The sequence below is a fragment of the Pantoea sp. NGS-ED-1003 genome (assembly GCF_000738765.1).
Lineage (GTDB): Bacteria > Pseudomonadota > Gammaproteobacteria > Enterobacterales > Enterobacteriaceae > Pantoea > Pantoea septica.
In genome coordinates this window covers 271,147-286,471 of sequence record NZ_JPQA01000005.1, presented here as the reverse complement: position 1 = coordinate 286,471, position 15,325 = coordinate 271,147, and the positions used below count along the sequence as shown (strand labels likewise).

Below are 15,325 nucleotides of genomic sequence, written 5' to 3'. Positions count from 1 at the left end.
GGAAGCGAAGAATGGAACTGAACAAAGTGATTAAAGAGATCGGACGCGGCAAAAATCACGCGCGCGATCTCGACCTCGCCACCGCGCAGGCGCTTTATACGGCGATGCTGGCGGGTGAAGTACCGGAGCTGGAGCTGGGCGGCATTCTCATCGCGCTGCGCATCAAGGGCGAAGGCGAAGAGGAGATGCGCGGTTTCTATCAGGCGATGCAGGCGCGCATGATGTCGCTGCAGGCGCCCGCGCAGCGTCCGCAGCCGATAGTTATTCCCAGCTACAACGGCGCGCGGCGTCAGGGCAACCTGACGCCGCTGCTGGCGCTGTTGCTGAATCGTCTGGGCTTTCCGGTGCTGGTGCACGGCGTCAGCGATGATCCGACGCGCATCACCAGCGAGGCGGTGTTCGCCGCGCTCGGCATTGCGGCGGTGACCACGCAGCAGCAGGCGCAGGCGGCGCTGGACCAAAGCGGCCTCGCCTTTATCACCATCGATCATCTCTGCCCGCCGATGGCGAAGCAGCTTTCGCTGCGCTGGCGGATGGGAGTGCGCAGCAGCGCCCATACGCTGGTGAAGCTGGCGACGCCGTTCGGCGAACGCGCCGCGCTGCGTCTCTCCAGCGTATCGCATCCGGAATATGTGCCGCGCGTGGCGAAATTCTTTAGCGATATCGACGCGCCCGCCATTCTGCTGAACGGCACGGAAGGGGAAGTCTACGCCAGTCCGCTGCGCTGTCCGGCAATCAGCTTTATTCCCGGCGCGGGACGCGAAGCGGAAGTCTGGGTTGAGCGTCAGCCGGAAGCGGCGCCGGAGCTGCCAGCGGATAAATCGGCCGAGGCGACCGCGCGCTGGACGGAAAGGGTGCTGAAGGGCGAGATCCCGGTGCCGCAGGCGCTGCGTCTGCAAATCGCCTGCTGCCTGCGCGCCAGCGGAGAAAGCGCGTCGCTGGAGGCGGGCCTGGCACGCCTCAGCGACGCCGGGTTTTAAGTTAGCCTTGCGGCAGCGCCTGTTCGACCAGGCGCTGCCAGAACGTCACGCCCAGCGGGATTAGCGCGTCGTTAAAGTCATATTCGGCATTGTGCAGCGGTGCAGAAGGCGTCGCGCCATCGGCGCCCAGCCAGAAATAGGCGCCGGGACAGACATCAAGCATGCAGGCGAAATCTTCCGACGCCATAGAGGGATTCACCTGCCAGTGGACCTGCTCTTCGCCCAGCATCTGCTGCGCCGCCATGCGTACCTGCTCAGCGGGTTCGGCGTGGTTGGCGGTGACCGGATAGCCGGGAAACCAGTGCACAGCGCCGCTGACGCCGAACGGGCGCGGCAGAGTAGTGACAAATTCTTCGATCAGACCGCGTACCTTGTTGCGTACGTCGGTCTGCAAACATCGCACCGTACCGCGCAGCACCAGCGTTTCCGGAATGACGTTAATCGCTTCGCCGCCGTGGATCTGCGTGACGCTGACCACCGCCGAGGCGAGCGGCGAGAGGCGGCGCGAGGGAATGGTTTGCAGCGCCAGAATCAGTTCGGCGGCCACCACCATCGGATCGGCGCCGCTTTCCGGCATTGCCGCGTGGCAGCTTTTGCCGGTCAGGGTTATTTCAAACGAGTCGAGCGACGCCATCATCGCGCCGGGATTGACCGCCAGCGATCCCACCGGCATGCCCGGCCAGTTATGCAGCGCATAGATCGCATCCATAGGGAAGCGCTGAAACAGACCCTCTTCCACCATTTTGCGCGCGCCGCCCAGATTCTCCTCGGCGGGCTGAAAGATAAAGTGCACCGTGCCGCGAAAGCGACGCGTGGCCGCCAGCTGCAGCGCTGCCGCCAGCAATATCGAGGTATGGCCGTCGTGGCCGCAGGCGTGCATCACGCCCTGACGCGCAGAGCGCCATTGCGGGTTGCCTTTTTCGGTGATGGGCAGGGCGTCCATATCGGCGCGCAGTCCGATAACCGGGCCGTCGCCGTTGCGCAGCGTGCCGACCACGCCGGTGCCTGCCAGCCCGCGATGCACCTGTAGCCTCGCCATTTCCAGCTCCTGCGCGACCAGATCGCTGGTTTTATGCTCCTGATAACCGAGTTCCGGTTCGCGGTGCAGCTGATGACGCCAGTGTTGGGCTTTGTCGAGCAGGGCAGGGGATAGGGTCATGCGGAATCGCGCTCCTGTAGTGATGAGTCTCCACTTTAGTGGCAAGGCGCAGGCGCGTCTATCTTCCGGGCTGGGAATTTGGCTATAGGTCAGAACCAAAGGGAATAAGGGGCAGCAGACCGGCTGGGGCGGTGCGGGGTAGCGGCCCCGCTTGCCTTTTGTGCGCGGCGACTGGCCTGCTGCGCAGGCGGTCTTGAGCGGGTTTCGTTCGCCCGGTAGCCTGGCAGTTTCATTTCGCCCGCTGCGGGCGACCGAGCAGGGCCGGTAGGCGCCGGCCCTGCACCCGCGCCCCGGGCCAGCTCAGCCGCCCGCTGCGCGGGTCCCTTCGCTTCGTCAGGATTTCTGACGGACCGCGCAGGACAGGCCGTCCTGGCCTGGCCCGCGCTTTCGGCGACGTCCTGTCGCCTCATCCTGAAATCCTTCCTCCGCTCAGCGGCTGCGATGGCCCCCACAACCCCCGCTGTACGTCCTGATTATTGAAGACGCAACTTCGTCGTTGAAAGCATGAGACATGCATTCAGATGATGCCGTAGTTAATGAAAAGCCAGGAAATCACAGGCGGGGGTTAGTAGAGGCATCCGACACGCTGAGGCGCGCACGGCGGCCAGGACGAGCCGACAGGACGTCGGCGAGAGGGAGGGCCAGGCCAGGACGGCCTGTCCCGACGGGTCCGTGCGGCCGACGTAAGCAACGAAGGAACCGCGCGCAGCGCGGCGTGGAGGCTGCCGGAAGCCGGGATTGTTAAGGGGCTGGCGAGCCCCTTAACACGCACGCCAGCAGCGGAGCGGCTGAAACTCCCTGCCGCCTGGCGGGCGGAACCCGCTCAGCGCCGCCTGCGCAGCAGGCAACCCCCGTCAGGCGGGACGGAACCCGCCGCCGCCCGCGCCCGGCCCGGCGTCCCTCACTTCACCATCGGCAGATTAAGCCCGTGCTCGGCCGCGCAGGCCTGGGCGCGCTCATACCCGGCGTCCGCATGGCGCATCACGCCCGTAGCGGGATCGTTCCACAGCACGCGGCCCAGACGCTGGTCGGCCTGCTCGCTGCCGTCGCAGACAATTACCACGCCCGCATGCTGCGAAAAGCCCATGCCGACGCCGCCGCCGTGGTGCAGGCTCACCCAGGTCGCGCCGCCCGCGGTATTCAGCAGGGCGTTAAGCAGCGGCCAGTCGGACACCGCGTCGGAACCATCCTTCATCGACTCGGTTTCGCGGTTCGGCGAGGCGACGGAACCGCAGTCGAGATGATCGCGGCCAATCACAATCGGCGCTTTCAGCTCGCCGTTGCGCACCATCTCGTTGAACGCCAGTCCGGCCAGATGGCGCTCGCCCAGCCCCAGCCAGCAGATGCGCGCTGGCAGGCCCTGAAAGGCGATGCGCTCCTGCGCCATATCGAGCCAGCGATGCAGGCTTTTATGCTGCGGAAACAGCTCTTTGAGCTTCGCATCCGTTTTGTAGATATCTTCCGGGTCGCCCGACAGCGCCACCCAGCGGAACGGCCCTTTGCCCTCGCAGAACAGCGGGCGAATATAGGCCGGCACGAAGCCCGGGAAATCAAAGGCGTTCTCGACGCCCTCGTCCAGCGCTACCTGACGAATATTGTTGCCGTAGTCCACCGTGGGGATGCCCATATGGCAGAAGTCGAGCATCGCCTGCACGTGCACCGCCATTGAGGCGCGCGCCGCTTTTTCCACCGCTTTCGGCGCGCTGGCGCGTTCGGACTGCCAGCGCGCCACGTCCCAGCCGATCGGCAGATAGCCGTTAATTGGGTCGTGCGCGGAGGTCTGATCGGTCACGATATCGGGCTTCAGGCCGCCCGCGCGGGCGCGTTTCACCATCTCCGGCAGGATCTCGGCGGCGTTGCCCAGCAGGCCGACGGAGATCGCCTGTTTCGCCCGCGTCGCCTCTTCAATCAGCGTCAGCGCCTCGTCCAGCGTGTAGGCTTTGTGATCGACATAGCGGGTGCGCAGACGAAAATCGATGCGCGACTCCTGACATTCGATGGCCAGCACGCAGGCGCCCGCCAGCACGCCTGCCAGCGGCTGCGCGCCCCCCATGCCGCCCAGACCGGCGGTCAGGATCCAGCGTCCGGCCAGATCGCCGTTATAGTGCTGGCGGCCCGCTTCGACGAAGGTTTCATAGGTGCCCTGCACGATGCCCTGCGCGCCGATATAGATCCACGAACCGGCGGTCATCTGGCCGTACATCATCAGCCCGGCCTTATCCAGCTCGTGAAAATGATCCCAGTTGGCCCAGTGCGGTACCAGGTTGGAGTTCGCCAGCAGCACGCGCGGCGCGTCGGCGTGGGTGCGGAAGACGCCGACGGGCTTGCCCGACTGGATCAGCAGGGTTTCGTCGGGCTGCAGCAGCTCCAGCGAGCGCAGGATCTGTTCAAAGCATTCCCAGTTGCGCGCCGCTTTGCCGATGCCGCCGTAAACCACCAGATCTTCAGGCCGCTCGGCCACGTCGGGATCGAGGTTATTCTGGATCATGCGCCAGGCGGCTTCGATCAGCCAGTTGGCGCAGTGCAGCGTAGTGCCGTGCGGCGCACGCACTTCGCGCGCCACGGCCTGGGAGAGAGTTTCGCTCATAGCAGATTCCTTATTCACCAGAAGAGACGGTCTGCTGGCTGGGCAGCAGCGCCGTGAGAAAATCGGGCCAGTCGCTACGGCTGGCCCACAGACGCATGGCGTCGATATCGGGCGCCAGCAGGCGGTCTTCCTCAAGGAAGGCAACCTGCTGACGAATACGGCTAATCTCATGCTCGAGCAGGGCGGAGCTTTGCAGCGGACGATGGAACTCGATGCCCTGCGCCGCCGCCATCGCTTCGATACCGACCACTGCGGCGGTGTTAAAGCACATGCTGCCGAGGCGCCGCGCCGCATAGGTCGCCATCGAGACGTGATCTTCCTGATTGGCGGAGGTTGGCAGGCTGTCGACGCTGCCCGGATGCGCCAGCGATTTATTCTCTGAGGCCAGCGCGGCGGCGGTGACCTGCGCAATCATAAAGCCTGAGTTGACGCCGCCGTCGCGCACCAGAAAGGGCGGCAGGCCAGAAAGGCCGGTGTCGAGCAGCAGCGCCATGCGGCGTTCGGAAATGGCGCCGATCTCCGCCACCGCCAGCGCGATAATGTCGGCGGCGAAGGCCACCGGTTCGGCGTGGAAATTGCCGCCGGAGATGACATCGCCGCTGTCGCTGAACACCAGCGGGTTATCGGAAGCGGCGTTGGATTCAATCTGCAGCACGCGCGCGGCGTGAGTAAGATTGTCGAGGCAGGCGCCCATTACCTGCGGCACGCAGCGCACCGAGTAGGGGTCCTGCACCCGGCCGCAGTTAGCGTGCGAACCAAGAATTTCGCTGCCGTTGACCAGCGTCTCGACGGCGGCGGCCACCGCGATTTGCCCGCGCTGGCCACGCGCCTGATGAATGCGCGCGTCGTAAGGTTTCAGCGAACCTTTAATCGCCTCCAGCGACAGCGCGCCCGCTACCAGCCCGGCGGCCATCAGGTTTTCCGCCTCGAACAGGCCGCGCAGCGCCAGCGCGGTCGACACCTGGGTGCCGTTAAGCAGCGCCAGACCCTCTTTCGGGCCGAGCACGAAGGGTTCCAGCCCAACAGAGGCCAGGCCGTCGCGCGCGGGGATCAGCGCGCCCTCGACGCGTACCTGGCCTTCGCCGAGCAGCATCAGCGAGAGATGGGCGAGCGGCGCCAGATCGCCCGACGCGCCGACCGAGCCTTTTTCCGGAATACAGGGCATCACGCCAGCGTTAAACAGCGTCAGCAGCGCGTCGATCAGCGCGATACGCACGCCGGAATGGCCGCGCGCCAGGCTGATGATTTTGGTCGCCATCACCAGGCGCGTTACGTTGTCGGGCAGCAGATCGCCCAGGCCGACGCTGTGCGACAGCACCAGATTACGCTGCAGTTCCGCAAGGCGGGCGGCGGGGATTTGCGTCTGCGCCAGCTTGCCGAAGCCGGTATTGATGCCGTATACCACCTTGCCGGAAGCGACAATCTCATCCACGGTCTGCTGCGCGCGCAGGATAGCTTCCTGCGCCTGCTCATCGAGCGTGAGCGTCACGCCGCCCTGATATATCCTGCGCAGCGCGGCAAGATCCACTTTACCGGGAACCAGGCGCATCGCCTGAGCCGAACCTGACATAGTCTACTCCTGTCTATACAAGTAAGCGCGTTAAGCAAAAACCTGAACCGTTTTCACTCTGCGCAGCGAATGAAATCGAGTGAACCACAAGTGTCTATTCTTGTCTATACAACTGGCAAGCTATAAGCATTTGCTATGCCAGCGCGATCACAAATTAGCGTGCTCAGCTGGCGTGCGATAGCGAGACGGGCGGGGCTGAGGATGTATATACATTTACGCCGCAAGACAGTAAACTTCAGGCACTACCGTGATAAGGAAATGAATATGGTCGAGCATTCGGCAATAGCGCAGCTGGCGGCCGCGATGAGCGATGAGCCAGCCCCAATCTATCAGCGCGTCAAGCAGGCGATCGTTAGCCAGATCCGCGCGGGCAGCTGGAAGGCGAACCAGCGCGTGCCGTCTGAAAGCGAGCTGGTCAACGAGCTGGGCGTCAGCCGCATGACCATCAACCGCGCGCTGCGCGAACTGACCAGTGAAGGGTTTCTGGTGCGGATGCAGGGCGTCGGCACCTTCGTCGCCGAGATGAAAGGCTACACGGCGATGCTTGAAGTGCATAACATCGCGGACGAGATCGCCCAGCGCGGCCACCAGCATCGCTGCCAGATCCTCGCGATCGGCCAGAATAAAGCCGATCCCGAGCAGGCGGCGGTGCTTGGCTTAAGCACCGGTCAAACCTTATTTCATTCGCTGATCGTGCACTATGAGGACGATCTGCCGGTGCAGCTGGAGGATCGTCTGGTCAATCCGCTGGTGGCGCCCGATTACCTGAGCCAGGATTACCATCGGCTTACGCCCTATACCTATCTGATGCAGGTGGCGCCGCTCACCGCAGGCGAGCATATCGTCGAAGCGGTGCTGCCAGACGCGCGCCAGCGTAAATATCTGTCGCTGGATGAGCACGAGCCCTGCCTGCTGATTCGACGCCAGACCTGGAGCGACACCAAAATCGTCACCTACGCGCGCCTGCTCTATCCAGGATCGCGCTATAAGCTGCTCGGCCGCTTTAAGGGACACGGCTAAGACGCGTCAGCAGCAGCTGCGCACCTGGCGTGACCGGCGTCAGCCGCGTCTCCTCATCCAGCCACCAGACACCTTGCGCGACGCCTAACCGTTCGCCGTTATCCAGCCGCCATTCGCCGGCGATCGTCCAGGCGACGCCGTGCAGGCTGGCCGCCGCCTGCGCGGTCACCGCTACCTCCGCCGCCCAGCTGTCGCGTCGCGTCATGATGTTAAAATCTTCGCTTTCCCCCTGCAGCGCGGCGTGGATGGCCCATTCGCCGGGAAAGCGCCACGGCTGAAGCGGCATCAGCCGGTGGGTCGTACCGGGCGCGCTGAGCCGCACCTCATCACCGCGCAGCAGCGTAATCACCCGATCGATGTCGGGAAAGCGCGAGAAATCGCCGTCGTGGGCGAGGGTGGCGATACTGGCGCGCCAGGCGAAATCCGCTTCGCCCGGCGGATAGCTGACGATTTCGCGCGTCTCGCCGCCGCCGTTGCGCCAGCGGCTGACCGGAAGGTCGGCATAACAGAAGCGCGTTCTCATCGCAGCGCCGCCATCGCCTGGCGAAACGCGGCCGCGCAGCGCTCTTCCGCGGCGTGGCGTCCCGCCTCGATCACCGCGCGACCCGCGACCCACACTTCGCGGATCTGTGCGCGCTGTCCGGCAAACAGCCAGCGGTTGAGCAGCGCCTCGTCGCCCACGCTGTCGAGCCATTCATCCTCCGCCAGCACCAGCCAGTCGGCGCGTTTACCCGGCGACAGTTCGCCGAGCGCAACGCCGCACGCCTGCGCGCCGCCGAGCGCCGCGCCGCGCCACAGCAGATCGCCTACCGAGGGCTGCTCCGCCGTGGTGATGCGGTTACGGCGGCGATCGCGTAGCCGCTGGCCATATTCGAGCCAGCGCAGCTCCTCCAGCGCGCTGAGGGAAACATGGCTGTCGGAGCCGATGCCCCAGCGTCCGCCCTGGGCGATAAACTCAGCCGCCGGGAAGATGCCGTCGCCGAGATTAGCTTCGGTGGTCGGGCAGAGACCGGCCACCGCGCGGCTGGCGGCGAGCTGCGCGATTTCGCGCGCGTCGAGATGCGTGGCGTGGATCAGGCACCAGCGCGCATCGACTTCAAAGCGGTTAAGCAGCCACTCCACCGGCCGCTCGCCGCTCCAGGCCAGGCAGTCGTTGACCTCTTTCTCCTGCTCGGCGACGTGGATATGCACCGGCAGCGCGGTATCGCTCGCGGCCAGCGCCTCGCGCATCTGCGTTTCGCTCACCGCGCGCAGCGAGTGAAAGCAGAGGCCGCGATTAAGCAGCGGCTTATCGCGCACGCTCGCCGCCAGCCGTTCCTGCTGCCGCAGCCAGGCGTCGGTTTGCTGAATAAAACGTTTTTGTCCCGGCAGCGGCGGCTGCGCGCCGAAGCCGCTGTGGCTGTAGAGCACCGGCAGCAGCGTCTGGCCGATGCCGGCGATGTCGGCGGCCTGCATCAGCTGCTGCAGCATCTCGTCCTGCGCGTAGGGCGCGCCGCTGGGATCGTGATGGAGATAGTGAAACTCCGCTACCTGGGTATAGCCGCCTTTTAGCATGTCGATATAGAGATACGCGGCGATAGCGCCGACCTGCTCCGGCGTCAGGCGCTGCACCATGCGATACATCAGGTCGCGCCAGGTCCAGAAGCTATCCTGGGGATCGCCCGCGACCTCCGCCAGCCCGGCCATGGCGCGTTGAAAGGCGTGCGAGTGCAGGTTAGCGACAGAGGGAAGGGTTGCGCCGGGCAGGCGGATAGCGTCGTGTGCGTCGCTGTCGGGCGTGACGCGCTCAATGATGCCGGCGTCGTTAACGGTAATGCGCACCTGATGTCGCCAGCCGTCGGCCAGCAGCGCGCGTGGAGCAAAAAAGGTTGCCATAGTTGATCCTCACCGGCTGTAGTTGTATATACATATACATACTTTAAAAGGCGGAGTAAATCGTCCGCAACGGGAGAAAGCGCAATGGCGGAAAGCAAAGCGATCGACAGCCTGTGGCTGGGGGCCGATCTGGTCACTATGCGCGAAGGCAAATATCACATCATCGAGGATGGCGCGCTGGCGGTCACAGGCGACCGGCTGGTGTGGGTAGGGCCGCGCGCAGAGATGCCCGATTTTACGCCGCGTCAGCAGCACCGCTTCGACGGCGGCATCCTGACGCCAGGACTGATTGACTGTCATACCCACCTGGTGTTCGGCGGCGACCGCAGCGCGGAGTTTGAGCAGCGCCTCAACGGCGTCAGCTACGCCGAGATCGCCGCGCAGGGCGGCGGCATTCTCTCGACGGTGCGCGCCACGCGCGAAGCCAGCGAGGCGTCACTGGTAGCGTCGGCGCGCTGGCGGCTCGACCGATTGCTGGCGGAAGGGGTCACCACGGTAGAGATTAAATCGGGCTACGGGCTGGATGAGGCGAGCGAGCTGCGGATGCTGAGCGCTATCCGCCAGTTAGGCGAAAGCGCGCCCGTTGACGTGCTGGCGACCTGCCTGGCGGCGCACGCCTTTCCGCCGGAGTTTAAACAGGATCCCGACGGCTGGGTCGATCTGATTTGCCAGCGCATTCTGCCGCAGGTGAAAGCCAACGGGCTGGCGGACGCGGTCGACGCTTTCTGCGAGCATCTGGCCTTTTCTCCGGCGCAGGTAGCGCGTGTGTTCGATAAGGCCGTGGAGCTTGGCCTGCCGGTGAAACTGCATGCCGAGCAGCTCTCTTCGCTGGGCGGCGCGCGGCTGGCGGCGGGCTACGGCGCGCTCTCCGCCGACCACCTGGAATATGCTACCGAAGAGGACGCGCGGGCGATGGGCGAGCGGGGCACGGTGGCGGTGCTGCTGCCCGGCGCCTTCTATCTGCTGCGCGAAACCCAACGGCCGCCGGTGGCGCTGTTTCGCCAGCACGGCGTGCCCATGGCGCTGGCCAGCGACGCCAATCCCGGCACTTCGCCTGCGCTGTCGCTGCGCCTGATGCTCAATATGGGCTGCACGCTGTTCGGCATGACGCCGGAAGAGGCGCTGGCAGGCGTCACGCTCTGGGGCGCGAAAGCGCTGGGGCTGCAGCAGACGCACGGCTCGCTGGAAGCGGGCAAAGTGGCGAATTTCGTCCACTGGCCGCTGGCGCGTCCGGCGGAACTGGTTTACTGGCTGGGCGGCGAGCTGCCCTGTACCGTTATCTATCGCGGAGAAGCGCAATGACACCTTTTGACTTTACGCCAGGCAGCCTGCCGCTGCTGGTCAGCATTCCTCACGCCGGCACGCAGCTTACGCCGGAGGTGGAAGCGGGGCTGAGCGAGGCGGCGCGCGGCCTGCCCGATACCGACTGGCATATTCCGCTGCTGTTCGATTTTGTGCGCGATCTGGGTGCCAGCGTGCTGATCGGCCGCTATTCGCGTTTTGTTATCGACCTGAATCGTCCGCCGGACAATCAGCCGCTCTACGCTACGGCCACTACCGGACTCTTTCCGGAAACCCTGTTCGACGGCTCGCCGACCTTCGCGCCGGGCCAGACGCCCTGTGTGGCGCAGCGCGAAGGCTATCTCCGCGATATCTGGCAGCCTTATCATCAGCAGATCCAGCAGGAGCTGGCGCGTCTGAAGGCGGAACATGGCTACGCGCTGCTGTTTGACGCTCACTCCATCGCCAGCGTCATCCCGCGACTCTTTGAGGGACGTCTGCCGGATCTCAATATCGGCACCAACGATGGCAAAAGCTGCCGTTCTGAAGTCACGCAGGGGCTGGAAGCGGTCTGCGCGGCGCAGAGCGACTACAGTTGGGTGGTGAACGGACGCTTTAAGGGCGGCTACATTACGCGCGCCTATGGTCAGCCGGAGGAGCAGGTCGAGGCGGTGCAGCTGGAGCTGGCACAGCGGAACTATATGGAGGAGACGCCGCCGTTCGCCTGGCGGCAGGAGCGGGCTTCAGCGCTGCAGAAGGTGCTGAAGCCGCTTATGCAAAGTTTTATCGCGCGCGGCAAAAGCCGGTAGCGGGCGGCGTGCCGCGCTTAGCCGCGGCGCGCGTCCGGCCGCATCAGGTCGAAGCGCTCGTTTTCGCTGATGCCGTAATAGGCGCTCGGCCCGCCGGCGCGCAGAATAGGCTGGGCGCGCGCCGTCTGGTAAATCCCCTCATCCAGCAGCGACTCGTCGATATGAATGGCGATCGCTTCGCCCAGCACCAGCCAGCTGTCGAGCGGGTTGCCCTGCGCATCCTGCAGCTGGATCAGCTGCGTCAGGCGGCATTCGAAATTCACCGGGCTTTCCGCCACCAGGCTCGCCTTCACCTGCGAGGCGGCCAGCGGCGTGACGCCCGCCAGCGCGAACTCATCCTGCTCCGGCGGCACCGAGGCCGAACTCTCGTTCATCGCTTCCGCCAGCGAGCGCGTCGCCAGGTTCCAGACGAACTCTTTGCTTTCGCTGATATTGCGCACGCTGTCTTTCCAGCCGCTGCTGGCGAAGCCGATGATCGGCGGATGGTAGTTAAAGCAGTTGAAGAAGCTGTAGGGCGCCAGGTTGCGCTGGCCCGCCGCGGAAATCGAACTGATCCAGCCGATGGGGCGCGGCCCGATAATGGCATTCAGCGGGTCGTGCGGCAGGCCGTGGCCAGCGCGCGGCTGGTAGGAGTAGCGTTTATGCGTCATCTTTTATCCCGTAGCGAAGTGTTAACAATATCTTAGCGCTACAGCATCGGCTGCATCGGGAAGAAATGTGTAAGCGGATTGTGCGGCTTTCTTTTCCCGGCGCTGCGGCGTATTGTACGCGCCTGCAAAACGGGAGACGCCATGAACAAGCCAGCCAGTAATTTATTCCACGCCCGCAACCGCCATCAGGGCGAATATGACTTTGCCGCCTTGACCGCCGCGCATCCGCCGCTGGCGGCCAAAGTACGGCCCAACGGCTACGGCGCGCAGTCGATCGATTTTGCCGACGCGGAGGCGGTAATGCTGCTCAACCATGCGCTGCTGAAGCTTTTTTACGGCATCGAGTGGCAGCTGGCGCCCGGCGCGCTCTGTCCGCCGGTGCCGGGCCGCGCTGATTACCTGCACTATCTGGCCGATCTGCTGGCGCTGGACAATCGCGGCACGATCCCGCAGGCGGATATTCTGGATATCGGCTGCGGCGCAAACTGCATCTACCCGCTAATCGGCCAGGCGGAGTATGGCTGGCGCTTTACCGGCACCGATATCGACGAGGCGGCGCTGAAGGCGGCCAGCCGTATCGTGGCGGCCAATCCCGGATTACAGCGCGCGATTCGCCTGCGTCGGCAGAAAGATCCGCAGGCAGTGCTGGCGGGCGTAGTGAATAAAAATGAATTTTTTCACGCGGTGATCTGCAACCCGCCGTTCCACGCCTCGGCGGCGGAAGCGGCGGGCGCCTCGCAGCGTAAAACGCGTAATCTGAAGCTGGAGAGCGCCACGCCGCTCAACTTCGGCGGTCAGCATAACGAGCTGTGGTGCGAAGGCGGCGAAAAAGCGTTCGTCGGCAAGATGATTGCCGAGAGCGCGGCGCTGGCGAGCCAGTGCGTCTGGTTCACTTCGCTGGTGTCGCGCCGCGAGAACCTGCCCGCGCTGGAAAAACAGCTGCAGGCGCTCGACGCGGCGGAGGTGCGGGTGGTGAATATGGCGCAGGGGCAGAAGCAGAGTCGTTTCCTCGCCTGGAGCTTTATGCCAGCCGCGACGCGTGCGCAGCGGCTGGCGAAATAGCCTTACTCCGGTGCCGGCAGCGCGGGCAGGGCGGCCGCGCTCGCCACGCTGCTGCCAGTCTGCATCACCTCGACCGTCTGGCGCGGCGCTTTAATCCCGGCCGCGTCGAAATGTTTCTTCACCATGCTGTCCAGCGCGAAGCGCACCGTCCACTGCTTTAGCGGCTGGGTGGTAAAGGAGACGCGCACGGTAAAGGCCTGGTTAGTTAAGCCCACCAGACCGGCGAAGTTCGGTTCGCCAATCACCATGCCGCGAATATCCGTATTCTTCAGCAGCTCATCCACCGCCTCCTGTAGCACGCGATTCACCCGCTCGCTATCCTCGCCGCGCTCGACGTCATAATTCGCCACAAAAGAGCCGATGCCGCGCACGAAGTTGGCGAAGGTGGTGATCGAAGACCAGGGAATGATGTGATAGGCGCCGGTATCCTGACGCACGCCGACCGAGCGAATCGACATCCGCTCTACCGTGCCGGTGATGGCGCCAATAGTCACCAGATCGCCGGTATTCATGCCGTTCTCGAACTGGATAAAGATGCCGGTGATAATATCCTTCACCAGGGTTTGCGAACCGAATGAGACCGCCAGGCCGAGGGCGCCCGCGCCCGCCAGCAGCGGCGCAATATTGACGCCGATTTCTGACAGCAGAATCATGATGGTAATGGTGCTGATCACCACCGCCAGCGCGTTGCGGAACAGCGTCAGCAGCGTGCGGGTGCGGGCGCTCGGCATCGGGCGGCCGTGCGAGTCGGAGGCGAGTCGGCTCTCAATCAGGCTCGCCAGCACCGTCCAGCCTATCGCCGAGAACAGCAGGATCATCACGATGCGGATCAGCACATCCACCATCTTCTCTCCGGCACCCACCGTGAGCCAGTGCCAGAGATCGAACAGGTTCCAGGCGTTAAGCAGCAGCAGCAGCGTGGCGAACACCGTGACGACGCGCGCCAGCTTCAGCAGCGCCTTCACCCAGTCGTTGACGCGCTTTTGCAGCGCCGGATAGTTGCGGCGCAGGTCGGCCGACAGCGTAATGGTTTTGCCTATCCAGCGCGTCAGGATGCCGGAGACGAAGGCGGCAATGCCGATAATCGCCAGCGTGCGCACCGTGGCCGCCATCATAAATTTCAGGCTGTCGCCGGGATTGAAAATAGAGAGCAGGAACAGCGCGATAAAGTAGGCGCTCGCCAGCCAGTGCCACACCAGCGCGAAGGCGCGGATAAAAAAGGCGAAAAAGGCCATACTGCGATCCGACAACGCCTGCAGCGCGAAATGAATCGCGCGGCGGTTGGTAAAGATAAGAAACAGCGCCCAGCCGGTCATGATCCCCATAATCAATACGTTGACCACGGCCGCGACCTGCACGTTAACCTGATTGGAGACAATCGGCACGATCACCAGCAGCCCGTAGCCGATCAGCCCGGAGAGCCAGCTTAAGCGCGTACTCCAGTAGCGGGCGCGTCCGTCGCTGAGATGAAAGAAGCGCAGGTCGGCGAAGCCGGGACAAAAAATCAGGCGCAGCACCGCTTTAAAAAACTCAATCAGCGCGAAGGCGTTGAGGAACAACCCTTGCTGATAGGCGATAGTGCGGCTGTCGCCGTGATAGTTGTCGCTGAGGATTTGACCGACAAACAGCGTCAGCGCCAGCATCAGCAGGTCGATCGCGAAGGCGCCGATAATCGCCGCCGGCAACTGCAGCCAGTTATGCTGCTCGTGGTTCTTTGCGCGTCCCCAGCGGCCCATACGGCGATAGAGCGGCGACATCGCGCGGCGCAGCAGCCAGTAAAAGGCGAACAGCGCCGCCGCCAGCACCACGAAGTGGCGCAGCGCGTTGAAGAAGGTCTCCGGGTTGAACGCCTTGTGCGGCGCGTCGACGATATTGTCATGCAGGCGGGCGAACTTTTGCGCTACGTTGCCGCCGAACTCGCGGGTGACGTCCGTCACGCCCTGCAGCACGGTTTTATCTTCTTCTTCGGTCGGCGGCGTCAGCGCAGGCGCGTTGTCTTTCGCCGCTGCGCTGGAGGCGCCGCGCAGCTGGTTAATCAGCTCTGCGCGCGACCGATCGTCTTCCAGAATATTCGCCAGCGCGGCGTAAGCGGCTTTTTTCTCGTCGAGCGTTGGCTCGTTTTGCGCGCTGCTGGCGCTGCCGGACGACTGCTGCGCCGCCACCGCCGCCTGCGGCAGCGTGACCGCCTGTGCGGCGGGCAGCATAAAACAGCAAAGCAGCAACAGCGCGATCCCTTGCCGCACCAGGCGACAATAGTTGTGGGCTGACGACATGGCTTTCTCCTTAGCAACCTCTGGCTCACAGGTGGAGAAGTATAGTCAGGCGCCGGGCG

The 15,325-nt window shown here is 64.2% G+C and carries 12 protein-coding genes; 5 read left to right on the top strand and 7 right to left on the bottom strand.

Annotated features, from left to right (window positions below; genetic code table 11):
• Positions 1 to 11 precede the first annotated feature (11 nt).
• A complete protein-coding gene (gene ybiB / locus JS46_RS12250; RefSeq protein ID WP_033751484.1) occupies positions 12 to 980 on the top strand; it encodes a DNA-binding protein YbiB in 969 nt (322 codons plus the stop codon).
• A gap of 1 nt (position 981) precedes the next feature.
• Here ybiB and JS46_RS12245 read toward each other — a convergent pair whose 3' ends face one another.
• From JS46_RS12245 to hutH, 3 genes are all read right to left on the bottom strand, one after another.
• Positions 982 to 2,139 (bottom strand): M20 aminoacylase family protein, encoded by a 1,158-nt coding sequence (locus tag JS46_RS12245; protein WP_033751481.1) that lies wholly within the window; start codon positions 2,137 to 2,139, stop codon positions 982 to 984.
• 901 nt (positions 2,140 to 3,040) lie between these two features.
• Entirely contained in the window at positions 3,041 to 4,726 is a 1,686-nt protein-coding gene (gene hutU / locus JS46_RS12240) for a urocanate hydratase (RefSeq protein WP_033751478.1), read from the bottom strand.
• Between the two features lie 10 nt (positions 4,727 to 4,736).
• Entirely contained in the window at positions 4,737 to 6,296 is a 1,560-nt protein-coding gene (hutH, locus tag JS46_RS12235; RefSeq protein ID WP_033751476.1) for a histidine ammonia-lyase, read from the bottom strand.
• A gap of 264 nt (positions 6,297 to 6,560) precedes the next feature.
• Here hutH and hutC point away from each other — a divergent pair, with 264 nt between their 5' ends.
• Positions 6,561 to 7,316 carry a histidine utilization repressor gene (gene hutC, locus JS46_RS12230; RefSeq protein WP_033751474.1) on the top strand — a complete coding sequence of 252 codons (756 nt, stop codon included), beginning with the start codon at positions 6,561 to 6,563 and terminating at the stop codon, positions 7,314 to 7,316.
• Here the strand turns inward: hutC and JS46_RS12225 are convergent.
• Entirely contained in the window at positions 7,300 to 7,839 is a 540-nt protein-coding gene (locus tag JS46_RS12225; RefSeq protein WP_033751471.1) for a HutD family protein, read from the bottom strand. The genes hutC and JS46_RS12225 overlap by 17 nt on opposite strands.
• Positions 7,836 to 9,191, bottom strand: a complete 1,356-nt coding sequence (locus JS46_RS12220; RefSeq protein ID WP_033751469.1) for a formimidoylglutamate deiminase — start codon at positions 9,189 to 9,191, stop codon at positions 7,836 to 7,838. Before JS46_RS12220 ends, JS46_RS12225 begins: the two co-directional genes overlap by 4 nt.
• 84 nt (positions 9,192 to 9,275) lie before the next feature.
• On the opposite strand from JS46_RS12220, the gene hutI reads away from it, so the two are divergent.
• Together hutI and hutG are read left to right on the top strand one after the other, a co-directional pair.
• Complete coding sequence (gene hutI / locus JS46_RS12215; protein ID WP_033751467.1) at positions 9,276 to 10,493, top strand: imidazolonepropionase; 1,218 nt, start codon at positions 9,276 to 9,278, stop codon at positions 10,491 to 10,493.
• Positions 10,490 to 11,281, top strand: a complete 792-nt coding sequence (gene hutG / locus JS46_RS12210; RefSeq protein ID WP_033751465.1) for an N-formylglutamate deformylase — start codon at positions 10,490 to 10,492, stop codon at positions 11,279 to 11,281. The genes hutI and hutG overlap by 4 nt, the downstream gene beginning before the upstream one ends.
• 17 nt (positions 11,282 to 11,298) lie before the next feature.
• On the opposite strand, the gene JS46_RS12205 is transcribed toward hutG, so the two are convergent.
• Positions 11,299 to 11,931: a flavin reductase family protein gene (locus JS46_RS12205; protein WP_033751462.1), complete on the bottom strand. Its 633-nt coding sequence runs from the start codon at positions 11,929 to 11,931 to the stop codon at positions 11,299 to 11,301.
• Positions 11,932 to 12,072: 141 nt separating this feature from the next.
• Here JS46_RS12205 and rlmF point away from each other — a divergent pair, with 141 nt between their 5' ends.
• Positions 12,073 to 12,993 carry a 23S rRNA (adenine(1618)-N(6))-methyltransferase RlmF gene (gene rlmF, locus JS46_RS12200; protein WP_033751460.1) on the top strand — a complete coding sequence of 307 codons (921 nt, stop codon included), beginning with the start codon at positions 12,073 to 12,075 and terminating at the stop codon, positions 12,991 to 12,993.
• Between the two features lie 2 nt (positions 12,994 to 12,995).
• Here rlmF and ybiO read toward each other — a convergent pair whose 3' ends face one another.
• On the bottom strand, positions 12,996 to 15,266 hold the full coding sequence (ybiO, locus tag JS46_RS12195; protein ID WP_033751458.1) for a mechanosensitive channel protein: 2,271 nt from the start codon (positions 15,264 to 15,266) through the stop codon (positions 12,996 to 12,998).
• Positions 15,267 to 15,325 lie beyond the last annotated feature (59 nt).